Raw genomic sequence first — 25,867 nt, 5'->3', positions numbered from 1 at the left:
AGCCGGCCAGGCACTGAGACAGCTGCCAGTCCGGCCTTTTAAAGCCTTCCCGCCCGCTTCGATGCGGACGGGAAGAAACATCTGTCGTCAGAGCGTGCGCTGCACCTTCTCGATGGTAAAGCATTCGATCTGATCGCCGGCGCGCATGTCCTGGTAGTTGGCGAATGCCATACCGCATTCCTGACCGGCCGGAACTTCCTTCACCTCGTCCTTGAAGCGACGCAGCGTCGAGAGCGTGCCCTCGTGGATCACCACGTCGTCGCGGATGAGACGTACCTTGGCGCCACGCTCCACCTTGCCTTCGGCGATGCGGCAACCGGCAACCTTGCCCGTCTTCGTGATGTTGAAGACTTCGAGGATCTGAGCCTTGCCCAGATAGATCTCGCGGATCGTCGGCTCGAGCAGGCCGGACATCGCCGCTTTCACATCATCGATCAGGTCGTAGATGATGTTGTAATAGCGGATCTCGATGCCATCACGCTCAGCGAGCGCCTTGGCCTGGGCGTTGGCGCGGACGTTGAAGCCCACGATGACAGCCTTCGAGGCACTGGCAAGCGCCACGTCGGATTCGGTGATGCCACCGACGCCGGAGTGCACGATCTGCGCAGCGACTTCATCCGTTCCAAGCTTGCGCAGCGAGCCGGCGATAGCTTCCACCGAGCCCTGCACGTCGCCCTTGACGAGCAGCGTGAAGTCCTTGCGGCCAGCTTCCTTGAGCTGCTGCATCATCTGCTCGAGCGTACGGGCGGAGCCAGCAGAGCCGAGCGCATCGCGACGCTTGCGGACACGGTAATCAGTGATCTCGCGGGCGCGGCCTTCGTTCTCGACGACAGCGAACTGATCGCCAGCTTCCGGAGCGGAGTCGAAGCCCAGGATCTCAACCGGAACCGACGGACCGGCCGCAACCGTATTGGCGCCACGGTCATTGATGAGCGCGCGCACACGCCCCCAAGCCGTACCTGCCACAACGATATCGCCAACCTTCAGCGAGCCGCGCTGAACCAGCACGGTGCCCACAGGGCCACGGCCGCGTTCCAGCTTGGCTTCGACAACAATGCCTTCCGCCGAGCGATCGGGGTTGGCCTTGAGGTCGAGAATTTCCGCCTGCAGATGGATGGACTCAAGCAGCTTGTCGAGGTTCATGCGCTTGAGCGCCGAAACTTCAACGTCCAGCGTGTCACCCGAAAGGCTTTCCACGACGATTTCGTGTTGCAGCAGCTCCGTCTTCACGCGGGTCGGGTCGGCCTGCGGCTTGTCGATCTTGTTGATCGCAACGATGATCGGCACACCCGCCGCCTTGGCGTGGTTGATGGCTTCCACCGTTTGCGGCATCACGCCGTCGTCAGCAGCCACAACCAGCACGACGATGTCGGTCACCTTGGCACCACGCGCACGCATGGCGGTGAACGCCTCGTGGCCCGGCGTATCGATGAAGGTCACCTTCTCGCCGGACGGCGTCGTCACCTGATAGGCGCCGATGTGCTGGGTGATGCCACCCGCTTCACCGGAAACGACGTTAGCCTGACGAATTGCGTCGAGCAGCGATGTCTTGCCGTGGTCGACGTGGCCCATGATGGTGACAACAGGAGCACGCGACTCCATTGCACCTTCATCGTCCTTTTCGCCGATAAAGCCGGTTTCAACGTCAGCTTCCGAAACGCGACGCGGCGTATGCCCAAATTCCTGCACGATGATCTCGGCCGTATCGACATCGATCACATCGTTGATTTTGTGCATCGCGCCTTCTTTCATCAAATACTTGATGACGTCGACGGCACGCTCGGTCATGCGGTTCGCGAGTTCCTGAATTGTGATCACTTCAGGGATCACAACCTCACGCACGATCTTCTCGCGCGCCTGCGAAATGCCCATAGCCTTGAGCTTTTCGCGCTCGCGCTTACGACGCAGCGAGGCAAGTGAGCGCTCACGCTGCTTCTCGTCGAAGGCGTTATTGATCGTCAGCTTGACGCGCTCGCGCTTCTCGTCCGGCTTCACGGCAGGCGTGCGGACACCGGGCTTGCTATTGCGATTGCCGCCCTTGGCGCCACGATTTTCGTCGTCGTCATTCTTCTGCGGCGGCGGCGCAACGCGATTGACGCGCGGCTTCGTAACTTCCGGCTGTGATACCTCGGCCGGCTTCGCCCGCGAATGCAGCGGCAGATCGAGTTCACGCGGACGTCCACCCTCGCGCGGTTGCAGCGCGGGGTTATACGACGCGCGCTGACGCGGGGCCGAATGATCACGGTCACGTTCGCCACCGCGATCCGATGCCGGACGCGGAGGACGACCACCGCCAGATCCGGCAGGCCCGCGGCCTGCGTAACCCTGCGATGTGCCAGACGAAGATGACGGTGCACCACCACGGCGATCGGGCGCACGGGCAGGCTCTGCTCTTGCAGCCGGAGCTGGGGCGGGCGCGGGAGCTGGGGCCGGTGCGGGCGCAGCAGCAGGCGCCTTCGCTTCCGGCTCTACCGGTGCTGCGGGTGGCGGCGGCGGAGCTGCGGCAGCAGCAGCGGCACGCGCGGCAGCTGCCTTGCGCTCTTCTTCGGCGCGATGCTCCGCTTCCACACGCTCACGGTCATCGCGCTCACGGGCTGCGGCCAGGGCACGGGTCCGGGCATCGCGCTCCTCGTTCGAGAGACCACGTCCCTGTGAGCGATCAGCAGCCGGAGCACTTTCAGCACGGGCCGGTCTGCGCGGCGGTGGCGTAGTCTCAGAGGCTGGTACGGGCGAAGTGCCCCCCGCCTCGGCTGGACCAGCCAGCTTACGCGTCTTGCGCTTTTCGACGACAACCGACTTGGAACGGCCGTGGCTAAAATTCTGCCGGACATGGCCGCTCTCGACCGTCCGCTGCAGGGACAGTGGCTTGCGCCCGCCTCCCTGGAGGGTCTTGTCGGAGGTGTCCTTGGTTTCTGTCATGCTGTGCTCGTTCGACTCCGAAGATCCGCATCCTGCCTTCAGGATACGTTTAAGCCAGACCGATAGCGCCTCAAGCGCTCAGCCTGGCCAAGAAACGTTTTCGTGGCTCCGCCTTGTATGAGGCCAGCATGTACCACATTTGACCGCCCCATGGCCAAGCTCAATTGTTCGATGGTGAGCCAATCAACAATGGTTGAAGGCTTTTCCTTATCCCGTTGGATGGCCGAATACTTGCGATCAAGCTTTCGCCGGCCTTCTGCGGTGCCATCGCTACCGTGCAAAATCGCCACGGCACGCCCACTATCCAACAGCTTCTCGACCTTTTCGGCCCCCGTGACAACCAGTCCCGCCTTATTTGCAAGGGACAACGCACTCACCAGCCGCGCCTCAAACAGCGCGTCGATGCGCTCCGGCAGGTCTTCTGCCGCTTTCACCTGACGCTTCAGGCCCTTGGCGAACGCATTTGTTTTGACCGCAGAACGAACTGCGTCGCGTTCGCAGGCAACCCAAACCCCTCGGCCGGGGAGCTTGCAGGCCACATCGGGTACAATTTCACCCGCTGGGTCAGCAACAAAGCGGATCAGATCGTCCGGAGCAAGCTCACGGCGCGTGGCGACACAACGGCGGAGCGAACCCCGCACCTCGTCATCGTCCGCATCTTTGAGCGCCTTCGAACCCAATCCGCTGCTCCTTTCCCGGCCTGCATCCCAAATCAGCCTTCGGTGCCGGCAGTATCGCCGGAACCATCGGCCACGGCTTCGGCTGCGTCTTCCGCGTCAGCGTCAGCCTCACCCTCAGCAAATTCTTCGCCCTCAGCCGGCTCATCGGCGACCTGAGGCTCCAGATCCTCAGCCGATATCCAACCGGCCAGAACGCGGGCCGACATGATCATGTCTTCCGCTTCCTTGCGGCCGACATCGAAGCTGTCGAGCACGCCCTTATGACGCACCGGCTCGGAATCCTTGTCCTTCTTGCGCTCGGTCCATCCGATCAGATCATCGGTTGCGCAATCGGCCAGATCCTCAAGCGTCTTGATGCCATTCTCGCCCATCGCCACCATCATGGCAGTGGTGACACCGCTCACCTTGGCGATCTCGTCATCGACGCCCAACTCGCGGCGGCGCGCATCACGGTCGGCCTCCTGCTTCTCCAGGAACTCGCGCGCACGCGTCTGGATCTCGTTGGCCGTATGCTCGTCGAAACCTTCGATATTAGCAATCTCTTCAAGGTCGACGTATGCGACCTCTTCAATCGACGAGAAGCCTTCGGTGACGAGAAGCTGAGCGATCACCTCGTCAACGTCGAGGGCCTCCATCAGCATGTTCGACCGCTCAGCGAATTCCTTCTGGCGGCGCTCGGACTCTTCCTGCTCGGTCAGGATATCGATATCCCAACCGGTCAGGTTCGAAGCCAGGCGCACGTTCTGACCGCGGCGGCCGATCGCGAGCGAAAGCTGGCTCTCCGGCACCACAACTTCAATGCGGTTGGAGTCTTCGTCCAGAACAACCTTGGTCACTTCAGCCGGAGCCAGAGCGTTCACGATGAAGCTCGCCGCATCCGGATTCCACTGGATGATATCGACCTTCTCGCCCTGCAGCTCGTTCACAACGGCCTGCACGCGGCTGCCGCGCATACCGACGCACGCACCGACGGGATCGATAGAGCTGTCCTTGGAGATAACCGCGATCTTGGCGCGGCTGCCCGGATCGCGGGCGACGGACTTGATCTCCACCACGCCGTCATAGATTTCCGGCACTTCCTGCGCGAACAGCTTGGACATGAACTCCGGCCGGGCGCGCGACAGGAAAATCTGCGGACCGCGCGGCTCACGGCGCACGTCATAGATGTAGGCGCGGATGCGGTCGCCGTAGCGCACGTTCTCGCGCGGGATCATCTCATCGCGACGGATGATGCCTTCGGCGCGACCCAGATCGACGATGACGTTGCCGTACTCGACACGCTTCACCGTGCCGTTGACGATCTCGCCGATGCGATCCTTGTACTCGTTGAAGTGACGCTCACGCTCGGCTTCGCGCACCTTCTGCACGATCACCTGCTTGGCGTTCTGCGCGGCCACGCGGCCGAAATCCAGCGGCGGCAGCGGCTCAGCAATAAGGTCGCCGATCTGGGCGTCCCCGTTGCGGCGCTGCGCATCCTCAAGGTTGATCTCGGTGGAGTCGTTCTCGACGACCTCAACCACTGCCAGCACGCGCGAAAGGCGGGCCTCGCCGGTCTTCGGATCGATCTCGCAACGGATATCATTCTCGGCGCCGTAGCGCGATTTGGCAGCCTTCTGGATGGCGTCTTCCATCGCCTCGATAACGATCTTGCGATCGATCGATTTCTCGCGCGCAACCGCTTCGGCGATCTGCAGCAGCTCCAGCCTGTTTGCGCTGACACCAGCCATAGACATGGTCTTATTCCTCCTCGGACTCCGTCACCGGCGCTTCTGCGCCATCGGAGAGTGCCTTACCTTTTTTTGCGCGGCTCAGAGCCTCGCGGATCAAATCGTCGGTCAACATCAGTCGAGCTTCGTCGATCAGGTTGACAGGAATACCGATGACAGCCTTGCCCGTGTGCTCAGCGAACTTGCCGGCAGCGCCCAGGTCCACTTCGATGCGCACCTCGCCGTCCTCGAACCCTTCGAGGAAACCACGGAAACGCTTGCGCCCGTCGATCAGCTCCTTCAGCTCGATCTTGGCCTCATGGCCAGCCCAATCCTCGAAGTCGGAAGGGCGCACGAGTGGGCGATCGATGCCGGGCGAAGAAACTTCCAGCCGATACGCGCCATCAATCGGATCATGCACATCGAGAAGCGGCGAGACCTCTTTCGAGATCGTCTCGCAGTCGTCGATCGTCATCGATCCATCGGGACGCTCAGCCATGATCTGAACTGTATTGCCGTCCTGCCCCGTGATGCTGACACGCACGAGCCGGAAACCCGCGCCCTCAAGCGCCGGTTCGATCAGTTCGGCAATACGCGCAGCAGACCCGCTCTCCGAAAAGAAGCGATCCGTTGCAACGGTCTTGTCACTATCGTTTGTTTTCAATGTGTTAACCGGGCAGCTTCGCTGTACCGTCAGCGCAATACAAAAAGAGCGGACCCGGCGGGCCCACTCCTGACAGTCAAGATGATCATGAGCGTGCGGATACTACGGGATCACAGACTGGCTTGCAAGTGGGGACGAATCGCCAGCCTGCAACCGGAGTCGGCTATCTGGCATGCGGCACGCCCCAGATTGCAGGCAGCCACCGCCAGATAGTGCTTACTCTTTAATAAACAATGATTTACGCGCCAGTCGCCACCTGACGCTCTTGTCACACCCGCCGAAAGCGCAGGAAATACCGTCGACGCCCTTCGCGCACCGCCTTCGCCTCATAGCGCGTCTGCGGCCAGTCATCCCCGCGCACGCGCCAGTCTTCAGGGCTATCCGCCAGCCATCGAAAATCGACGCGTCCCCGGAACGCCATCAGAATGGTCCGCAAATAATCACCGATGTCGGTGGCGATGCGCAGCTCGGCACCGGGACGCATGGCCCGCGCCAGCTCGTCCAGCAGCGCAGGATTGATCAGCCGCCGCTTCACATGCTTGCGCTTCGGCCACGGATCGGGAAACAGGATAAACGCACGCGAGAGGCTTGCGGGTGGCAGCCATCGCAACACCGCGCGCGCATCTTCGTCGCTGACCCGGACATTGCTCAGGCCGAGCGTATCGACAGCCGACAGAACCTTGACGACGCCTTCCTCGAATACTTCACACCCGATCAGGCCAACATCAGCATTCGCCTGCGCCTGCCAGATAAGATGCTCGCCGCCGCCAAACCCGATCTCAAGCCACACATCTTGAGGCGCGTGCGGGAACAGTTGCCCGATCGGTTCAGGCGCGGGTTCAGCCAGAGGAAGGGCCAGTTTCGGCATCACTTCGTCCAGTAGATGCTGCTGGCGCGCGCTCAGTGCACGGCCGCGTCGACGGCCGAACGAACGCAACTCGTGCTCCGGACGGGTCAACGTTTTGCTCCGAAGAGTATGGGGTTAATCGGCAACGGAACCGGTTTCCACTTTTCCGGAAACACTCTAGGCGAAGTGCGCCAAATCCTTGCCGCCGCGCGTCGTGCTCGTCAAACCAGAGCACCGCAAATCAATGCAAGAGCAGACGGCGGCGGCTGACCGCCGCCGTCTGCAAGCGTAAGATTAGGCAACGGCCTTCTTGATCGCATCAACCAGATCGGTCTTCTCCCAGGAGAAACCGCCGTCAGCTTCCGGCGCCCGGCCGAAGTGACCGTAGGCAGAAGTGCGCGCATAGATCGGCTTGTTGAGATCCAGATGCGTGCGGATGCCACGAGGCGACAGATCCATCACCTCGCCCAGCACCTTTTCGAGCTGGGCTTCGTCAACCTTGCCGGTACCGTGCGTGTCGACATAGATCGACAGCGGCTTGGCAACGCCGATCGCATACGACAGCTGAATGGTGCAGCGATCAGCAAGACCTGCCGCAATGACGTTCTTGGCCAGATAGCGCGCTGCATACGCCGCCGAGCGATCCACCTTGGTGGAATCCTTGCCGGAGAACGCACCGCCGCCATGGGGCGCCGCGCCGCCGTAGGTGTCGACGATGATCTTGCGCCCGGTCAGGCCGCTGTCGCCATCGGGACCACCGATGAAGAACTTGCCGGTCGGGTTGATGTGCCAGACAGTGTCCTTCGAGATCCACTCAGCCGGCAGCGCCTTGCGAACATATGGCTCGATGATGTCGCGGATCTGCTTGGAGGAAAGATCCTCCTTGATGTGCTGATGCGAAACCACGATCTGCGTTACGCCGACGGGCTTACCGTTCTCGTAGCGCACCGTAACCTGGCTCTTGGAGTCAGGGCCGAGCAGCGCCGCGTCGCCTTCCTTCTTGTGACGGGCAGTCGCAAGATCGCGCAGGATGTTGTGCGCGTAGTAGATCGGCGCCGGCATCAGTTCCGGCGTTTCATTGCAGGCATAACCGAACATGATGCCCTGATCGCCTGCGCCTTCTTCCTTGTTGTCGCCCGGCTGCAGCGCATCAACACCAGCAGCAATGTCGGTCGACTGGGGATGCAGCAGAACTTCGATGTCTGCCTTGTCCCAGTGGAAGCCGTCCTGCTCATAGCCGATGTCACGGATCGCCATGCGCGCAACGTGCGCGATCCAATCCTTGGTGACAGTCTCAGGGCCACGGGTTTCGCCAGCGATCACAACCTTGTTCGTGGTCGCGAGCGTTTCACATGCAGCGCGGATCGCCCACGGATCGATGCCTGCCTTCGGCCCTTCGCGAAAGAACAGATCGACGATCTCGTCGGAAATGCGATCACAAACCTTGTCCGGATGTCCCTCGGATACAGATTCGCTGGTGAAGAGATATGATTGGCGTGACAATCCGGGCCCCTTGTGTGCTTCGGTCGGCGTCTACTTAAAACGCTGGGTTTGTCTCAAGCTTTTTCAGACGGGTCAAGGGACGTGGGCGGACATGGCGCAACCATATCCCAACCGGCAGGACACTGATCATCCAGCTGAAAGATATTGATTTGCTTATTCAGCCTGAACGGTTTCGCCTGCGAATGCGCGAACCAGATCGACGATGGAGCGGCGCACGCGGGGGTCGGTGATGCGTGCAAAAGCCTTATTCAACTCAAGCCCTTCACGACTGCCGAGGAACTCCACGGCATAGCTTTCGGCGGGACGTTCGCCAAAACCTGCAACCGCATCTGCACCACCAGCAGACAGCTCTTCGTAAAAGAACTGCACCGGAACACCCAGCACCTGCGAAAGGTCGAACAGTCGGCTCGCGCCTATCCGGTTGATGCCCTTTTCGTATTTCTGGATCTGCTGGAACGTCAGGCCCAGATGCTCGCCAAGCTTCTCCTGGCTCATCCCAAGCAGCATACGGCGCAAGCGGACCCGCGCACCAACGTGGACATCTACAGGATTGGCACGACGCGAACCGCGCTCCTCGACCCCGAGCTCGCCCAATCCGTTTTCTCTCGACATTCCCATTTACCTTCAAGACCGCGTCAGATCAGCGGCCACCTGCATTGACGTGCCGAACGTGCGCGAATTCTAAAGATGCGCCGCCTACGTCCCATGCCTTTATGACTACTGCCATCCCACGGAACAATAAGCAAATTGTCCTCATCAACGTTTCTGAAATCTGAGCATAAGAGCAACGCCAAAACCGAGTGCGGCCAACAGTGCAAATATGCCGTCTCCGTATCGCGCATAGATTGGGGATGCAGCCGCCTTCGGGACGTCACTGTCCAAAACGCCGCGCACATTCAGCCCAAGCATTGCGACAACACGCCCCTGGGGGTCGATGACTGCAGACACCCCGTTGTTGGCTGCGCGGATGATTGGCAGCCCCTCTTCGACTGCGCGCACCCGGGTCTGATGGAAGTGTTGCCATGGCCCCGTGGTGTCACCAAACCAACCATCGTTGGTCACGTTCACCAGCAACCCAGGCCGCGTCGCCCCTTGCACGACCTCCGCAGGAAAGATTGCCTCGTAGCAAATCAGCCCGCTAACCGGCGGTAGCCCTGGAACCTGCAGCAATGGCCTCGGCTGTTGTCCAGTGGAGAAACCACCGCGCCAGCGGGTCAATTGCTCAAGACCAATACTCTCCAAAAGCCCCTGCATTGGCAAGTATTCGCCAAACGGTACCAGATGAATTTTATCATACAACGCGTGTAAACTTCCGTGGCCGTCGAAGACCATCAGGCTGTTGAAGCCCTCACGCGCCGCCGCGCCATGACGCGGCAATTCCGCTCCGCCCTCAGGTCGTGCAAGTCGCAGGGCGCCCGAAAGAAGATGCAGCGTATCCGGCAACATAAAGCCGATAGCTTCCAGCGCCTCGGGGTGTTCCAACGGCAGAAACGGCATCGCCGCTTCGGGCCAGATCAGATGCGTGATGCCCGCCAGATTGTCGACGCGGCCGGTGGGTCCGGTCAGCGATAGCGACAGCTGATCGTCGAAAATCTGCCGCTGCTTGTCCTGCCGCCACTTGTCCCGCTGCGGAACGCTGGCCTGCACGATGCGCACGCGCACGCCCTCAAGCATCGCCGGAGGCACATCGGCCAAGCGCCATGTGCCCACCGCATGCAGCACCGCAATAGGCCCAACCGCGATTGCCAAAGCCGCCAGGATCGCGCGGGCCGATATCAGATTGACGCTGCGGCCAGCGCTGGCCGCAGTTGCCGACGCCGATGGCTCAATGGCTTTGGCGGCATCCGCAACAAGCACCAACGGCGCGGCAAAAATCACCACAGCCAGCAGCGTCAGGCCATAGATCCCGAGCACCGACGCCGACTGCATCAACGGCACAGGCCAGGTGAGCGCATAGCCAATGACGTTCCAGGGGAAGCCCGTGAGGATGTGGCCACGCAGCCATTCCGTTGCCCCCAGCGCCACTGCAAGCATCAGCACGCGGGAAAATCCGCCGCCCCACAGCAGGCGCGCAAAGCCGGTGGCCGCGGCCACGAACAGCGCCAGTCCGGCGGGCAGCATCACCACGGCAAACGGCAGCAGCCAGGCGAATTTTTCAGCTTCGACGAGGAATGCCTCGCCAATCCAGAACAGCCCGACCAGGAAATAACCGAACCCGAACCACCACCCGACCGCTGCCGCCGATCGGAACAGCAGCCACCGCGATGCGTCTGGCTGCGGCGGCTGAACGCCATCGATCGACCACACCAGGATCGGCAGCGTGATGAAAAGCACTGCCGCGACATGGAACGGCGCCATCGCCAAGGCGGAGATAGCGCCAACAACCAGCAGCAACGCAGCGCGACGCCAGCCGCGCAGATCGGCGACCGAGGCAGCCACCCACCCCAGCGCGCCGACGATGCGCGCCGGGAGTCCGCTAGCGCCCGAGCCGCGACGGGTCTGTCCTGAAGCCACCCCCGCCAACTTCACCCTTTATCTGCGTTTGGCTGCGGCGCCGCCAAAGAGCGCGGCTGATGGATTTTCACCTTTTTCAGGCGGCGCGCATCGGCATCCAGCACCTCAAGCTCAACGCCGCTGGGATGACGGACATGCTCGCCCCGAACTGGAACGCGGCCAAGCAGCGAGAACATCAGCCCGCCCAGGGTGTCGATGTCCTCTTCCTCGTCCGGCGTCAGCAGCTTGATGCCAAGGTGCTTTTCCAGCTCCTTCACTGGCGTGCGCGCTGAGGCGACAAGGCCGAGCTTGGGCTCGCTGACGATGTAATCGTCCTCGTCCACATCGTGCTCGTCCTCGATCTCGCCGACGATCTGCTCAATCAGATCCTCAATGGTGACGAGGCCGTCCGTGCCGCCGTATTCGTCTACGACCAGCGCCATATGGATGCGCGTCGCCTGCATGCGGATCAGCAGGTTGGTTGCCGGCATCGAAGGCGGCACATACAGCACCGGGCGGCGGATTTTTGCCGACGTTATCGGCCGCGAAAGATCAACGCTGCCGAAGTCGAGCATCGGAGGCTCGGCGTTGCTGTCATCGCCATTCTTTTTGGCCGAAGCAGGTGCCTTATCGTCAGCGCTGGCGGCTTCGGCTGACACTTCAGATGCCGGCGGAGCAATCACTATCGCCGAGTTGACGGCATCGTTGGCCGCCTCCTGCGTAAGCCAGCGGAACAGATCCTTCACGTGGATCATGCCGCGCGGATCATCCAGCGTCTCACTGAACAGCGGGATGCGCGAAACGCCTGCCTCGCCAAACGTGCGCAGCAGCTCCGCCAGGGAATCACTTTCTTCAAGGGCGATGATATCGGCGCGCGGCACCATGATGTCATCGACGCGCTGGCCACCGAAGCGCAGCAATCGGCGCAGCATCTCGCGCTCTTCATTGGAGAACGCCGCGGCCTCAGCTTCGGCCTCACCCTTGAGATCGGCCTCCAGCATTTCGCGAAGGCTAGGGGAGCGCAGTCCGATACGGGTGAGCAGCGCGTTCAGCAGACTCTGCGTGCTGCTACTCTGCGGTTCAGTGGTCGAGCTGGAAGCGGTTGCGCTTTCAGAAACTTCCCTGGGGGAGTGGGAGTTACTCATGGCTTTTTGCATCAACTCCCCTGCTCGCGGGAATCTGCCAGTTCCTCTGCCGCAGCATAGGGATTAGCGATCCCAAGGCGCGCAAGGATTTCAACTTCCAGGCTTTCCATCGCGTCGGCTTCCTCGTCGGTTTGGTGGTCATAACCCAGCAAATGCAGCAACCCGTGCACAACCAGATGTTGCATGTGATGTTCTAGCGGAATCTTTAAATCGGCCGCCTCGCGCTGCAGCGTCTCAACGGCCAGAATGATGTCGCCCAGAAACGGAGCCGCATCCTCGCCCTCGATGGGCGGCGGCGGAGGAGCGGGAAAAGACAGCACGTTCGTCGGCGTTGGCTTGCCGCGATAGTCCGCATTCAGGCTTGCAACCTGCGCATCGTTCGACAGCGCCAGGCAGACCTCACCGCTTCCGATGGCCATATGTTCAGCCAGCGCGGCACCGGAACGGGCGACGAGCGCTTCGACGTCGGGCATGCAGGTCCAGTCGCCGTCCTCGTGCACGACGTCGATCTGAAGACCTATCGGAGGCTCTTCGGCCTGAGGCTCGCCCGATTGGTTAACGGGCAGAGTACTTGAATTGGAGCTTGAAGCTGGCATGGCCGGATTTTACTTCGGCCGATCGTAAGCTTCAACGATGCGTGCAACGAGGTCGCGGCGAACCACGTCCTTGCCGGTAAACCGCACCGCCTCGATGCCCTGGACACCGTCCAGCAACCCGACCGCCTCCTCAAGCCCGGATTTCATGCCGGAGGGCAGATCGATCTGGCTGGGATCACCCGTCACCACCATTTTAGAGTTCTCGCCCAGGCGGGTCAGGAACATCTTCATCTGCATACTGGTGGTGTTCTGCGCTTCATCGAGAATGACGCAGGCGTTGGTCAGCGTGCGGCCGCGCATGAACGCAAGCGGTGCGATCTCGATGGTGCCGCTTTCCAGATCGCGCTCCACCTTTTCGGGCGGCAGCACGTCGTAAAGTGCGTCGTACAGCGGCCGCAGGTAGGGATCGACCTTGTCGCGCATATCGCCAGGCAGAAAGCCGAGACGCTCGCCCGCTTCAACCGCAGGACGCGACAGAATAATGCGCTCCACCATGCCCCGTTCGAGGCAATGAGCGGCATAGGCCACCGCGATATAGGTTTTGCCGGTGCCGGCAGGACCGATGCCGAACACGAGATCGGATTGGTTCAGGGCGCGCATATATTCGGTCTGGGTGGTCGTGCGTGCCTTGATGACGCGCTTTCGCGTCGCAATCTGCGCCTGCCCATCACCCGGCACTTCGGCCTCACGCACATGGCGGATCAGGCCGTCGAAATCGCCCGGACCGATCGGCTCGCCTCTGGCGGCGCGCTTGTAGAGAGCCTCCAAAACCGAACGGGCGGTCTCGCAGGCGGCTTCAGGGCCGCTCAGCGTAACGAGATTGCCGTTGGCATGCGCCTCTATCCCGAGACGGTCCTCCAGCAATGCCAGATGGGCATCAAATTCGCCCAACAATCGAGTGAGATGTCGGTTGTCCTCAAATGGGACCACAAGACGCTTGTTGGCGGGTGCCTGAACCTTAGGTGACCGCCCCGGTCCAGCGACCGGATTCCCGCGAAATGCTGCCAATAGGCGCTCCAGACGTCGTTCAATACGAATCGTCACATCGTTTGATCAGGATAGCACAGGAGCCGCTACCCGACGCCAGTGCATATCAGACCCAACCCTAGCCGGAACATCACTCCGGCCGTATGACACCGTTCAAACTATTGGGGCCAAATCCAGAAATTTCAACAGGTACGATTCGGCCCAGCATTTCCGCCGGCGCTTCCGCATAGACCGACTGCAAATAGGGCGAGCGGCCGATCAACTGCCCGGGGCGGCGTCCGGGGCGTTCAAACAGCACCGGCAGCGTGCGCCCGACGCATCCGGCCGCGAATGCCTGCTGCTGCTGCTCAACCAGCTTTTGCAGCCGCGCCAGCCGCTCGGCCTTCACGTCCTCCGGCACCTGCTGGTCCATCTTCTCGGCCGGAGTGCCCGGACGCGGGCTGTATTTGAAGGAATAGGCCGCCGCAAAACCAATCTGCGAATAGAGATCCAGCGTCGCCTGGAATTCCGCATCGGTTTCGCCGGGGAAGCCGACAATGATGTCGGTCGAAAGCGCCAGATCCGGCTGCGCGGCGCGGATGCGGGCCACCAGCGCGGAATATTCAGCCGCCGTATGCTTGCGGTTCATCGCCGCCAGAATGCGATCGGCGCCGGACTGGAACGGCAGATGCAGATACGGCATCAGCTTCGGCTCATTGCCATGCGCGGCGATCAGATCGTCATCCATGTCACGCGGATGGGATGTGGTGTAGCGCAACCGCTCCAGCCCCTCGATGCCGGACAGATGCCGCACCAGATCGGCCAGCGAATACGTGCGCCCGTCCGGCCCTTCGCCATGATAGCCGTTGACGTTCTGGCCCAGCAGCGTCACCTCGCGCACACCGCCTGCAACCAGCGCCCGCGCTTCCTTCTCGACCTCCACAACGGCGCGCGAATATTCCATGCCGCGCGTGTAGGGCACGACGCAGAAGGTGCAGAACTTGTCGCAGCCTTCCTGCACGGTCAGAAATGCCGTCACACCACGCGATGGCGTGCGCTGCGGCAGATGGTTGAACTTTTCCTCTTCGGGGAACTGCGTCTCAACCAGCGAACGGTTTTCAGCCCGCGTGCGCGCAATCAGTTCTCCCAGACGATGATAGCTCTGCGGGCCAACCACCAGATCGACCGTCGGCGCGCGGCGCACAATCTCTGCGCCTTCCGCCTGCGCAACGCAGCCCACGACGGCAACGACCGTGTCGCTGCCGACCTCGGCCCGCGCATCCTTCACCTGCCGGATGCGGCCGAGATCTGAATAGACCTTCTCGGCAGCCTTCTCGCGGATGTGACACGTGTTGAGGATGACGAGATCGGCCTCATCCAGGGTTTCCGTTTCGGCATAGCCCTGCGCCGAAAGCGCCTCCGTCATGCGCTCGGAATCGTAGACGTTCATCTGGCAACCGAACGTGCGCACATAGACCTTACGCGCATTGCCCATGACAGCAGGTTCCGCCGCGCCAGCAGGTGTCGCCGTAGCCATCACCGCCTGCGCCGCCCCACGCTGTGCCATAGTCGATTGGTTGCTCATCGTTCTGCGCGCTCGCCCGTCATTGCCACCGCCGCTGCGGCGTCCGGTTGTGCCTCGTTAAGGCCCGCCTGCTTCTTACAAAGGGTGGGCCCTCACGTCCACTTGCGACCGTCTTGCCCGGCCTGATCGGCCAATCGGCTCCGCACCGCCGATTGAGCGCTCTCCGGCGCGACCACTGCAACCGGCTCGTCCGCCGGGCGGCCACGCAGAATCCGTACCACGCCTTCCCTTACCTGGGCCTCACTGTGGCGCGCCAACTCCTTGCGATCGGCAAAGCTTGTTAACGGCACCGGAGCGCTGACCCGAATTGTTACATCCAGCGGCCCCGCCTTCAGCAGCTCCCAGGCATGGCTACGCATTTCCATGTCGCCATACCAGGCGATGCGCGGGCGCCCCTCGCGTCCAACCGGGATGCCGTGCAAATGCGTGTAAACCGCCGACAATGTCTGCACCACAGCCTGCTCATCCTGCGCGCCAGCAGCGCCATCGCCACCAACCGCCGCATCACGCGGGGCAGGCTTGGCCGCAGCGAACAGCGAAGTCATGAACGGCAGCACACGATTGCCGTCGCTGGAGGTGCCTTCCGCAAACAGCACGATGGTGTCGCCCGCAGACAGCCGCTGCGTTATCTCGCCCGCCGTCTGACCAACCGCTGTGCGCCGTGTGCGATCGACGAACACGGTGCGCTGCAGCCGCGCCAGCGACGACACAAACGGCCACGTGCTGACCTCGCGCTTGGCAACGAACGAGAGCGGCGCCACCGCCGACAGCACGGGAATGTCGAGCCAGGTGGAATGATTGGCGATCAGCAGCACCGGGCGTTGCGGATCGACCTCGCCCTCAATGTGCAGCCGGATGCCCAGCAGACGGCAGACCTGGCGATGATACCAATGCGGAAATGTGCGGGCGCGCTTGGAACCGCTGCGCACAAGCAGAGCCTGCACCGGCATCAACGGCAGCGTCAGCGCCAGGAAGCTCGCCAAAACGGAAGCGCCGCGGATTGCACCCATTGTTCGCTCCGTCAACGGCCGTCACTTACATCCGATCACGCCGGTTGCGATGACCAATCATGATACCATCAGCCCTTCTTCTCAGGCTTGATGCGCTCGCCGAAAAGCTCCAGCCGATGGCCGACCAGCTTGAAGCCCAGCTCTTCAGCAATTTTTTCCTGCAGCGCTTCGATCGCTTCGCTGTGAAACTCAATCACAGTGCCGGTATTGATGTCGATGAGATGATCGTGGTGATCGCGCGAGGCTTCCTCGTAGCGCCCACGCCCGAGCCCGAAGTCGTGCCGCTCCAGAATACCATGCTCAGCAAACAGCTTTAAGGTGCGATACACCGTCGACAGCGAAATCCGCTGATCCACGGCATTGGCGCGCTGATAGACTTCTTCGACGTCCGGATGATCGTGCGCCTGCGACAGCACGCGGGCAATGACACGGCGCTGCCCAGTCATGCGCAGGCCGTGCTCCACACACAGCCGCTCAAGGGCGCTTTCGATATGGCTTGAAGACTGCTCCATAGGACGGCGCCTGCTCGCTGTCACCCGGTCACGGATGGGAAATTTTCTTCTCGAACAAGCTTATAGGAAAGTGACGCGGGACCGTCCAGCCGCACACGTGGGGCCACGGTTCTCCGGTCGTGAAGGCCAATGGCGGGGCGGCTTATTAAAGATCCCGGCCTAAAGATCGAGCGCAAGAATTGCGGCATCGACGTTCGGCTTGCCGGCACGCTCGTAATAGGCCTTGCGGCCACCGACGCACACAAAACCAAGCCCCGTATAAAGCTCCAGCGCTGCCTCGTTATCGACGGCGACTTCCAGAAACAAGCGCTTGACCTCAGAGCGGCGCGCCGCACGTGCCAGCCCTTCCAACATCCGCTTGGCGATGCCCCGTCGCTGCCACTCCGGCGCGACACCGATCGAAATGATTTCAGCCTCGTCGGCAGCAATACGCCCGATAACAAAGCCTACGATCTGCATCGGATCGCGCAGCTGTGCGATGAACGAAGCCGACGTAGGATCCTCTATCGAAGCTGCGACGCTCTCGGCATTCCAGCCCGGAGAAAACAGCCTGCCATGCAATGCAGCTATTTCTTCCGCGCGTTCAGGACTGGCCCACAACAGGCTCAGATTTCTTGGGTCGAGCGGAGTTGCGGTCGTGGCCATGTCGGTCAAACCCTCGCGATCATCTTGCCCTCCTGCGGACGCGCATCAGGCGGCCGCAGATAGAAGGGCAGAAGTGGTGCATCCGAAGGCGCAACGCCTACGGCAACATGCGCCAACGCTACCGCATCCGGCAGCAGGTCAGGCAAAGCAGCGCGTGCGTCGCGCCCGTGCTCGGTGGCTGTGGCAGTGGCAGTGGCAGTGGCAGTGGCAGCAATCTGCTCTGCGGCCGAACCAACAAACACAACAGGATGGGAACCGCCCAGTTCGGCAGCGTCTGCGACAGACAACAACTGCGGCGGCGATGCGCCTTCTGCGCCGTGTTCAGCGTCAAAAAGTTGCGCATAAACTTCGCCGCGCCGCGCGTCGACGACAACGGCCAGTGTGCGGGCGTCGATCTCGCGACGCGCAACCTCGGCCATCACAGCCAGACTGGAAATGCCGGTTGTGCGCGCGCCCGTAGCCAGCGCGATCGCCCGCGCGGCCGCGATGCCGATGCGGGTGCCGGTGAATGTGCCGGGGCCGGTGGTGACAGCGATATGGCCGATCGCGTTGAAATCGATCCCGGCCTGCTGCACCGCTTCGCCGATCATCGGCACAAGACGCGCGGCATGGCCGGTCTCGAAGCGCTCCATGGCGGAGCTGAGCACACGCAAACGATCGCCCTGCTGCTCGGCAACGCAGACCGAGCAGCCATCAAAGCAGGTATCGAATGCCAACAAAATCATAGGCCGCACCCTATACGCTGAGCGCGACAGATTCATCATCCGATTTTGCTCTGCGTCAGACTATCTTCGCACAATCATCGAACGGCAGACGCGGCAGGCGCTGCATCAACGCTGAAGGCTCACCATAGCCGAGGTTGCAGAGGAAATTCGCCTTGATATCGGTGCCTGCGAAATAGGCTGCATCTACCGCAGCATGATCGAAGCCGGACATTGGACCGACATCCAGCCCGAGCAGGCGCGCCGCCAGAATAAAATAGCCGCCCTGCAGCGTGCCGTTACGGAAAGCGCTTTCCTCGATCTTGTCGGGCGCTCCGGTGAACAGCGGTCGCATGTCCTTGTGCGGGAACAGGCGCGGCAACTGCTCGTAGAACTTGAGATCGAAACCGATGATCGCGCACACGGGCGCCTGCTGTGTCTTGACGCGATTGCCCGAGCTGAGCATCGGCAGCAGACGCTCTTTCTCCTCAGCGGACTTCACGAATACGAAACGCGCCGGCTCGCAGTTGACGCTGGTGGGCCCCAAATTCACAAGCTCAACCAGCTTGTGCAGCACGCTGTCTGGCACGTCCTTTTGCTGCCAGGCGTTGTGCGAACGGGCGTTGTCACCCGAAAAGAGCTGCTCCAGCGCAGCATCGTTTATCGGTTGCATTCGTTAGGTCTCCTGCATGTATGAAAAAAGAAAGCTCCGCCCGGGGGGAGCGGAGCGTGCGTTGTCGGCTGATCAACCCGAAGGCTATCAGACCGCCTGAACTTCCTGAACTTCAGGGCAGAAATGCCGGAGCAGGTTTTCGATGCCGTGGCGCAGCGTGGCCGTCGAGCTGGGGCAGCCGGCGCATGCACCGCGCATATGCAGATAGACGACACCATCGCGGAACGATGAAAACGTAATGTCGCCGCCGTCCTGCGCAACTGCAGGGCGCACGCGCGTTTCCAGCAGTTCCTTGATCGTGGCGACGACCGCTTCATCTTCGGGGTCGTAGGCGGCGGTGCCGGTATCGTCGTTCGCCGTTTCGGCCACGACCGGTGCGCCGGACATGAAGTGCTCCATGATGGCGCCAAGGATCATCGGCTTCAGGTGCTGCCATTCCTCGTCGCCCTTGGTCACCGAAATGAAATCGGAACCGAGAAACACGCCGCGCACGCCCTTGATATCGAACAGGCGCGATGCAAGCGGAGACGCCAGCGCTTCACCCTTGTCGGTGAAGTCAGCGGTTCCCTCCGCGAGCACGGCCTTGCCGGGAATGAACTTCAAGGTCGAAGGATTAGGGGTCGCTTCGGTCTGTATGAACATGGCCTTGGCCTTTCCGCATTTGCCTTCACCGCCCCGTTTGGTGGCCGAAAATCAGGACTGGTGAGACGAAACCTCTATTTAGAATTGCTCTAATGTAGCTATTCCGCCCGAAATTTCAAAGTGGCCCTCAAGCCATCTTTTAATCCAGCGAGCGCACATCCTCCAGCGCGAGCGTACCGGGCACGATTGTAATCGGGATCGGGAAGCTGCCCATGGCGCCACTTGTCGCCAGCGACGAGACCAGCGGGCCGGGACCGGCGGCTTCGGAAGCTGCGCCGAGCACGAGCACGGCGATGTCTTCGTCCTCGTCGATCAGCTTGCGGATCTCATCGACCTCAGTGCCCTCGCGGATGATCTCTTCGCACGCGATGTTCTCATAGCCGGCGAGATTGAGCTTGCGCCGCATGAGCCGAAACAGCGCCTTGGCCTTCGCGGTTTCTTCCTCGACGTGTTGCTGGCGCACGTTGATCCAGTGCTGAAAATCCTGCGGAACAATGATGTACAGCATCACCAGCGAGCCATGCGAACGCTGCATGCGGTTGGCCGCATAATACAATGCGCTATCGACTTCCGGCTTCCCGTCGATGACGAGAAGAAACTTGCGGAAGTGATCAGCCTCAAAGGATCGGCGCTTTTGTACTGTCATATAGGCATGCTGCCATGCTGCTCCGAGGCCCACAACAGCGCCATGCCGATGCGGCTACCGCAAATAGTGGGCAGCGTTTTTCCAATCGCAAGGTGAAACGCCGCAAAAAGTGGAGAAGCGGCGCGGTTTTGTCCGTCAGGAACGGACAAAACCGACGATATCCTTCACCTTGTCCATGACCGGAGCCGCGATGGTGCGGGCACGCTGCGAGCCATCGGCCAGGATGCGATCGATCTCGGCCGGGTCAGCCATCAGACGCTGAACCTCGGTGCGGATCGGGCCCAGCTTTTCAACGGCAACTTCCGTCAACGCGCGTTTAAGGCCCGTAAAGATGCTCGGCCCCTCGTTCGAGGTGCTGATGAGCGTTTCGAGGCCCTTTTCCTTGGTTATCCCCGCCAGCGCCGCATAGATCCCGACCAGATTGTCGATCTCGGGACGCGCCTTCAGCTCCTCCAGATTGGAGGGCGGAGCGGGCTCCATGTCGGTCTTGGCGCGCTTGATCTTGTCGGCGATGACATCGACGTCATCCATCAGATTGATGCGCGACATATCAGATGGCTCGGACTTCGACATCTTGCGCGTGCCGTCGCGCAGGCTCATGACGCGCGTCGCCGGACCGGTAATGACCGGCTCGGGCTGCGGAAAGAAGATGCCGTCGTCATAACCGGCGGCGATGATCTGATCGCGGAAATCGTTGTTGAACTTCTGCGCGATGTCGCGCGCGAGTTCCAGATGCTGCTTCTGATCCTCGCCCACCGGCACGTGGGTGGCCTGATAGGCGAGAATGTCAGCGGCCATCAGATTGGGATAGGCATAGAGGCCAACGGACGCGTTCTCGCGATCCTTGCCGGCCTTCTCCTTGAACTGCGTCATGCGGTTGAGCCAGCCGAGGCGGGCGACGCAATTGAAGATCCATGCCAGCTCGGCGTGCTGTGCGACCTGGCTCTGATTGAACACGATGCTTTTCTGCGGATCGAGGCCCGACGCGATGTAAGCCGCTGTCACCTGGCGGATCGACTGGCGCAGCTCGGCCGGATCCTGCTTGACGGTGATCGCGTGCAAATCCACGACGCAATAGATGCACTCGTGCGTCTTCTGCATCTCGATCCACTGCACCATCGCCCCGAGGTAGTTCCCCAGGTGCAGGCTTCCGGTCGGTTGCATGCCGGAAAACACGCGTTCTTTAAATGCCATGAGAGCCCCTTCCGCGTTGGCGCGCGGGTTTATGGCGCGGCTAGGCCAAAGGCGCAAGGCTTTGGGCCGCGAAAGCAGTGATGTGGACTGGCAGCCGCCGCCCTGCGTGTGCGCTCCCGCATCAGCAAAGGCTGCAATATCAGCGCTTGATGAAGCTGCGGAGCTGCCGTCGATCTAGGGCACCGGTGAGAAAAACGGCCACCGCGTACGTGATGAGGCCCGCGCCGACGACACCAAACAGCGCCAGGAAGCGCGACCATTCGGCGGCTTCCGGCCCAAAATGGTGACTGAGCGTGCGGGCGACGAGCCACAGCACGACACCCATCAGCGCACTGGCCAGCACGATGCGCGGCAACGTGCGCTTGACCCGCCGGTCCAGAACGAAATCGCCGCGCCGCGCCAGTGTTGCATAGAGCAGGCTTGCGTTGAGCAACCCGCCCAGCGTGGTGGCAACGGCGATGCCGAGATGGGGCATCCAGCCATAGGAGCGGAACAGGAAGAACAACCCGATGGAGCCGAGCGTGTTCGCCGTCAGGCTGATCATCGCGTAGTACATCGGCGTCTTGGTGTCCTCACGCGCGAAGTATGACGGCGAGAACACCTTGATGAGCACGAAGCCGGGCAGACCAATTGCGAACACAGCGAGCAGAGCTGATGTGGCTGCGGTGTCGCTGGCGAGGAACATGCCGCGCTCAAACAGCGCTGACACAATTGGCTGCGGCACCACCGCCAACGCGACAGCAGCCGGGAACGTCAGCAGCATGGAAAATTCCAACGAGCGGTTCTGCGCATCGTGCACCGCCTCGTGATTGCCCGCACGCAAATGACGCGACACATCCGGCAATAGCACCACACCGATAGCGATACCCACGATGGCGAGCGGAAGCTCATAAAGCCGATCAGCATAATAAAGCTGCGAGACGGCGCCGCCCTGCATCGAAGCGATGATGGTGCCTATGAGAATGTTGATCTGTGTGACGCCACCGGCAATGACGCCGGGAATGCCCAGCTTGACGAGGCGCCACATGCGCGGCGTCATGCGCGGACGGCGCAGTTTGAGCGTGAAATTGTTGCGCCTGAGACCATCAATCAACAGCCAGAGCTGCAACACACCGGCCACGAACACGCCGATGGCCTGCACGATGCCGCCCGCTGGATCGTTGTGAAAGCCGAGCGCGAAGCCGGTGAAAATTGCGGCCAGCAAAGTGAGGTTGAGAACGATTGAGACCGACGAGCTTTCAACGAACTTGCCGAACGTGTTGAGCACGCCGGAGAACAGCGCCACCAGCGACATGCACAACAGATAAGGAAACGTGATCTGCGTGAGCAGCACCGCGAGATCAAACTTCTCCGGCGTTGCCGCAAAGCCCGGCGCCAGGATGTACATGAGCCACGGCATCGTCAGAATGGCGACTATGGTGAGCCCGATCAACACCGCGAACAAACCGCTCATCGCTTCTTCAGCGAAGGCGCGCGCCTCGTCCTTGCCGTTGCCCTCCAGCTCCTTGGCGAACAGCGGAATGAAGGCGGAGTTGAACGCCCCCTCACCGAACAGGCGGCGGAACAGGTTGGGAAAGCGGAAGGCCACATTGAAGGCGTCGGCCACCATGCCGGAACCGAAGGCCCACGCGAACGCGATGTCGCGAATGAAGCCAAACACGCGGCTGACCATGGTGAGGCCGCCGACGGTTGCAAAGGAGCGGTAAAGTTTCATCGGCGCCGAGCTGTACCGTGGTTTCCATGGACAAACAGCCAGATGGCCTATCAGGGCAACGGGCTGCTGTGCAACGCCTATTGGTGGCGCGACACTGTTTCTAGCGGCCGATGCTGCGTTCTTTAGGACGAACGACGCCATCGTGCCCTTGCTATCTCGCCGTTTTGCGAGCCGGACCGTTGACATACGATCCCGACACCGCACAACCTGACGGCAACCAGGGAGGAGCAGGCCGCATGTTCCCGTTAGGCGATGACAATTCTGCACGGCGCACGACGCCCTATGTCACCTATGCCCTGATCGCCATCAACGTGCTGGTGTTTCTGCTGGAATTGCAGGAAGGCGATGCCTTCATTCAGCAATGGGCATTTATTCCGGCGCGCTTTTCTGCTGACCCTGCCGGCAACATTCCAACGCTGTTCACCGCCATGTTCATGCACGGCGGCTGGATGCATCTGGGCGGCAACATGCTCTACCTCTGGATCTTCGGCGACAACGTCGAGGATCGGTTTGGGCATCTGAAGTATCTGTTTTTCTATCTGGTGGCGGGGCTGGCAGCGACGTTCGCGCAGTATCTGGTGCTGCCGGGCTCGAACGTTCCGAATGTTGGCGCCTCGGGTGCGATTGCCGGCGTTCTGGGCGCCTATCTGCTGATGTTCCCGCGCGCCAGGGTAAACGTTTTGTTCGGGCGCGATGTGGTGGCAATGCCGGCCATTGTAGTGCTGGGCTTCTGGATCGTGCTGCAGCTTTTCAGCGGCGTCGGATCGATCGCCTACACCGATGAATCTACTAAAGATATGGGCGGCGTCGCCTACATGGCGCACGTTGGCGGGTTCTTCGCCGGCTTCCTGATGGCGTTTCTGTTCCGGGGCGCAGGCAACCGGCAGATTTCATCCTGATGGCTGGCGGCCAGCGGCGGTTGCCGAACGCGGCGTTGCTTTCAGGCTGAGCGGGGCCTCTGACGGCCTTGAATACAGGCCCTAAATGCCGGACACTCCGCCCCGCTGGGGCCGGGGGGCCTGTGCCGGAATTTATTCATGCTGTTCAAGTTCGTTGTTCCTGTGGTGCTGGGGCTGCTGTCGCTGTTTGGCGGCGCCGTGTGGCTGCTCGATGTAAACCCGCTGCCGCAACAGGCTGAGCGCGAGGCGACGCAGAAGGAAGCGGCTGCCGAAGCGACCGCACCGAAACCGGCAGCTGAGAGCCCTGCGAGTGACCTGGAAGCCCTGAAGGAAGCGCTGGCGCCGGCCGATGCGAAGGCCCCGGGTGATGCGCCCGCATTCGATATCGCGCGTATCGATCCGGAAGGGGCATCGGTGTTCGCAGGTACCGGCGAGCCGAACAGCCGCGTGACGATCACGGCGGACGGCGAGGCAATCGGCACGGCGGACGTTGACGAGAACGGCGAGTGGGCGCTGACGATCGATAAGCCGATTTCCAATCCAGATGCGAAACTGGCGCTGTTCAAGGCCTCGCAAAGCGGGTCGGCGCATGACAGCGAACGGGATCGGGTGACGGGTGCGGGCGAACAACGTGGCGGACCCGAGCAGCGCGACCACGGAGCTGTGGTGGCTGACGCCGGCGATGCTTCAGGCCGTCCGCAAGCACCAAGGGCAGCACGGGCACTGCCGCTTTCGCCGCCCAACATCGCTGGCAATGGTGGTGCCGGGGCTGGGAACGCTGCGCAGGCTGCGGCTGGGTCGGCGGAACATGCCAACGCCACAACGCCAGCCGGAAGCGCGGGCGACGCCGCTGCCCCAGCATCAAGCGCTGCGGCTGCCGTCAAGGCCGACCAGATGAAGAACCTGGAAGGCATGGTGGCGGAGGCACGCGCAGAGGCTGAAGCGAAGGCTAAGGCGGAGGCGGCGAAGGAAGCGCACGGCGGCGAGGCCGAGGCCCATGCTCATCATGCGGAAGCTGGGCACGCGGATGCAGGTGGCGCCGCTGCAGGGTCAGGAGCTGAGCAGTCACAGGCGCTGACGCCGTCGACGGAAGGACCAAACGCAGCGGCCAAGGCAGAAGCCGAGACGCCTGCTGGCAATGCGGCCAGCGTCAATGGCCATGCGGAAGCTGCGCACGATCATGCCGATGCCAATGGCAGCGCAGAAGCGCAGTCGGCGCAGGCGCAAGAGCCAACTCCTGCTGCTGAAGACGCGGCCAGCCAGCATGCCGACACGACACCCGCGACGACGCAGCCGGAGAGTGTTGCGTCCGGCAGCGCTGCACCGGCTGTCGCGGTAGAGGCACAATCCGCAGCGCCAGCGTCGGCAGCAACAACGGTTCAAGCGGCAGAGACACCTGCAGCCGCTACGGCTGCTGCGTTGCCACCCGCCACCGCGCTGGCCAGCGAGCCACCGCAGAGCGCCGCCACCGCCAGCGAATTATCGCCAACGACGGAAGTGGCCGCTGCTGATCTTTCGCCCGCGACCACGGCCAGCGAGGCCCGCGCTAACCTGGCGGCCACCAGCCTTTCCGTGCCGGTGCCGGTGACGTTCGTCTACAATCAGGCAACGTTGACGGCGGAGGGGCGACGCGCGGCCGGATTGCTGCTGGAATACCTGCAGATCAAACGCTTTCCGAACGTGACGCTGACCGGCCATGCCGACGAACGCGGCTCGCACGATCTGAACATGCGGCTTTCCCGCGATCGTCTGGAAGCTGTGGCGACGTTCCTGCGCGAGGGCGGCTACGAAGGACCGCTGGAACTGGTGCCGAAGGGCAAGACGGAGCCATATCTGGGCGTGGTCCGCGGTGACTTCGCGCAGGACGACCTATGGCAGCTTGACCGACGCGTGGAGCTTGTCATCTCGCACTGAGGCGCATTCCAATGTGCCATGTTCGCGCTCGGCGGCGGGCCGCCCGATTGCGCCAGATGCAGATGCGGCAACTGACGTGGATCCCAGGGATTCACGAATCAAGTGCAACGGCCATAATCGGTCGCTGCGATGGGAACCCGATACAATCAGCTCCGCTTGGCGGAGCGCTGTGAGATATTCCGCCTGCGCGCAGGCGGAATATCTCTGCGCCGC

At 61.9% G+C, this 25,867-nt stretch carries 23 protein-coding genes; 2 read left to right on the top strand and 21 right to left on the bottom strand.

What is annotated here, in order from left to right:
• Positions 1-87 precede the first annotated feature (87 nt).
• The 21 genes from infB to murJ all read right to left on the bottom strand — a co-directional run bounded on the left by infB (position 88) and on the right by murJ (position 22,841).
• The gene (gene infB, locus C6Y62_RS15720; RefSeq protein WP_068462155.1) at positions 88-2,919 is read right to left on the bottom strand and encodes a translation initiation factor IF-2; all 2,832 of its coding nucleotides are present in this window, start codon (positions 2,917-2,919) and stop codon (positions 88-90) included.
• 38 nt (positions 2,920-2,957) lie between these two features.
• Positions 2,958-3,599 carry an RNA-binding protein gene (locus C6Y62_RS15715; RefSeq protein WP_173954731.1) on the bottom strand — a complete coding sequence of 214 codons (642 nt, stop codon included), beginning with the start codon at positions 3,597-3,599 and terminating at the stop codon, positions 2,958-2,960.
• A 32-nt stretch (positions 3,600-3,631) separates the two neighbouring features.
• A complete protein-coding gene (gene nusA / locus C6Y62_RS15710; RefSeq protein ID WP_173954730.1) occupies positions 3,632-5,332 on the bottom strand; it encodes a transcription termination factor NusA in 1,701 nt (566 codons plus the stop codon).
• Positions 5,333-5,336: 4 nt separating this feature from the next.
• Complete coding sequence (gene rimP, locus C6Y62_RS15705) at positions 5,337-5,969, bottom strand: ribosome maturation factor RimP (protein ID WP_173954729.1); 633 nt, start codon at positions 5,967-5,969, stop codon at positions 5,337-5,339.
• A gap of 268 nt (positions 5,970-6,237) precedes the next feature.
• Positions 6,238-6,927: a tRNA (guanosine(46)-N7)-methyltransferase TrmB gene (gene trmB, locus C6Y62_RS15700; protein WP_173954728.1), complete on the bottom strand. Its 690-nt coding sequence runs from the start codon at positions 6,925-6,927 to the stop codon at positions 6,238-6,240.
• A gap of 183 nt (positions 6,928-7,110) precedes the next feature.
• Positions 7,111-8,319: a methionine adenosyltransferase gene (gene metK / locus C6Y62_RS15695; protein WP_173954727.1), complete on the bottom strand. Its 1,209-nt coding sequence runs from the start codon at positions 8,317-8,319 to the stop codon at positions 7,111-7,113.
• Between the two features lie 153 nt (positions 8,320-8,472).
• Positions 8,473-8,931: a helix-turn-helix domain-containing protein gene (locus C6Y62_RS15690; protein WP_173954726.1), complete on the bottom strand. Its 459-nt coding sequence runs from the start codon at positions 8,929-8,931 to the stop codon at positions 8,473-8,475.
• 144 nt (positions 8,932-9,075) lie between these two features.
• Positions 9,076-10,833, bottom strand: a complete 1,758-nt coding sequence (lnt, locus tag C6Y62_RS15685; protein ID WP_338074375.1) for an apolipoprotein N-acyltransferase — start codon at positions 10,831-10,833, stop codon at positions 9,076-9,078.
• An 11-nt stretch (positions 10,834-10,844) separates the two neighbouring features.
• Positions 10,845-11,957: a CBS domain-containing protein gene (locus tag C6Y62_RS15680; protein WP_173954725.1), complete on the bottom strand. Its 1,113-nt coding sequence runs from the start codon at positions 11,955-11,957 to the stop codon at positions 10,845-10,847.
• A gap of 11 nt (positions 11,958-11,968) precedes the next feature.
• Positions 11,969-12,553: an rRNA maturation RNase YbeY gene (ybeY, locus tag C6Y62_RS15675; protein WP_173954724.1), complete on the bottom strand. Its 585-nt coding sequence runs from the start codon at positions 12,551-12,553 to the stop codon at positions 11,969-11,971.
• 9 nt (positions 12,554-12,562) lie between these two features.
• Positions 12,563-13,561 (bottom strand): PhoH family protein, encoded by a 999-nt coding sequence (locus tag C6Y62_RS15670; protein ID WP_210258094.1) that lies wholly within the window; start codon positions 13,559-13,561, stop codon positions 12,563-12,565.
• Positions 13,562-13,670: 109 nt separating this feature from the next.
• A complete protein-coding gene (gene miaB / locus C6Y62_RS15665) occupies positions 13,671-15,014 on the bottom strand; it encodes a tRNA (N6-isopentenyl adenosine(37)-C2)-methylthiotransferase MiaB (RefSeq protein ID WP_173954759.1) in 1,344 nt (447 codons plus the stop codon).
• A gap of 182 nt (positions 15,015-15,196) precedes the next feature.
• Positions 15,197-16,114, bottom strand: coding sequence for a lyso-ornithine lipid O-acyltransferase (olsA, locus tag C6Y62_RS15660; protein ID WP_068462138.1), 918 nt, complete (start codon positions 16,112-16,114; stop codon positions 15,197-15,199).
• Between the two features lie 68 nt (positions 16,115-16,182).
• Complete coding sequence (locus tag C6Y62_RS15655) at positions 16,183-16,626, bottom strand: Fur family transcriptional regulator (RefSeq protein ID WP_173954723.1); 444 nt, start codon at positions 16,624-16,626, stop codon at positions 16,183-16,185.
• 159 nt (positions 16,627-16,785) lie between these two features.
• Positions 16,786-17,271 carry a ribosomal protein S18-alanine N-acetyltransferase gene (gene rimI, locus C6Y62_RS15650; protein WP_068462261.1) on the bottom strand — a complete coding sequence of 162 codons (486 nt, stop codon included), beginning with the start codon at positions 17,269-17,271 and terminating at the stop codon, positions 16,786-16,788.
• Positions 17,272-17,276: 5 nt separating this feature from the next.
• Complete coding sequence (gene tsaB, locus C6Y62_RS15645) at positions 17,277-17,996, bottom strand: tRNA (adenosine(37)-N6)-threonylcarbamoyltransferase complex dimerization subunit type 1 TsaB (protein WP_173954722.1); 720 nt, start codon at positions 17,994-17,996, stop codon at positions 17,277-17,279.
• Positions 17,997-18,051: 55 nt separating this feature from the next.
• Complete coding sequence (locus C6Y62_RS15640; protein ID WP_173954721.1) at positions 18,052-18,645, bottom strand: malonic semialdehyde reductase; 594 nt, start codon at positions 18,643-18,645, stop codon at positions 18,052-18,054.
• Positions 18,646-18,732: 87 nt separating this feature from the next.
• Positions 18,733-19,287: a NifU family protein gene (locus tag C6Y62_RS15635; RefSeq protein WP_068462130.1), complete on the bottom strand. Its 555-nt coding sequence runs from the start codon at positions 19,285-19,287 to the stop codon at positions 18,733-18,735.
• A 139-nt stretch (positions 19,288-19,426) separates the two neighbouring features.
• Positions 19,427-19,933, bottom strand: a complete 507-nt coding sequence (locus tag C6Y62_RS15630; protein ID WP_173954720.1) for a universal stress protein — start codon at positions 19,931-19,933, stop codon at positions 19,427-19,429.
• 135 nt (positions 19,934-20,068) lie between these two features.
• Positions 20,069-21,127, bottom strand: coding sequence for a tryptophan--tRNA ligase (trpS, locus tag C6Y62_RS15625; RefSeq protein ID WP_068462257.1), 1,059 nt, complete (start codon positions 21,125-21,127; stop codon positions 20,069-20,071).
• 139 nt (positions 21,128-21,266) lie between these two features.
• Positions 21,267-22,841, bottom strand: a complete 1,575-nt coding sequence (gene murJ, locus C6Y62_RS15620; RefSeq protein ID WP_173954719.1) for a murein biosynthesis integral membrane protein MurJ — start codon at positions 22,839-22,841, stop codon at positions 21,267-21,269.
• A gap of 236 nt (positions 22,842-23,077) precedes the next feature.
• Here murJ and C6Y62_RS15615 point away from each other — a divergent pair, with 236 nt between their 5' ends.
• Both C6Y62_RS15615 and C6Y62_RS15610 read left to right on the top strand, forming a co-directional pair.
• On the top strand, positions 23,078-23,740 hold the full coding sequence (locus C6Y62_RS15615) for a rhomboid family intramembrane serine protease (protein ID WP_068462256.1): 663 nt from the start codon (positions 23,078-23,080) through the stop codon (positions 23,738-23,740).
• A gap of 138 nt (positions 23,741-23,878) precedes the next feature.
• On the top strand, positions 23,879-25,654 hold the full coding sequence (locus tag C6Y62_RS15610) for an OmpA family protein (protein WP_173954718.1): 1,776 nt from the start codon (positions 23,879-23,881) through the stop codon (positions 25,652-25,654).
• Positions 25,655-25,867: the final 213 nt, after the last annotated feature.

The organism is Hyphomicrobium sulfonivorans, from assembly GCF_013306565.1.
GTDB lineage: Bacteria > Pseudomonadota > Alphaproteobacteria > Rhizobiales > Hyphomicrobiaceae > Hyphomicrobium_A > Hyphomicrobium_A sulfonivorans.
This window is presented reverse-complemented; position numbering and strand designations above follow the sequence as displayed.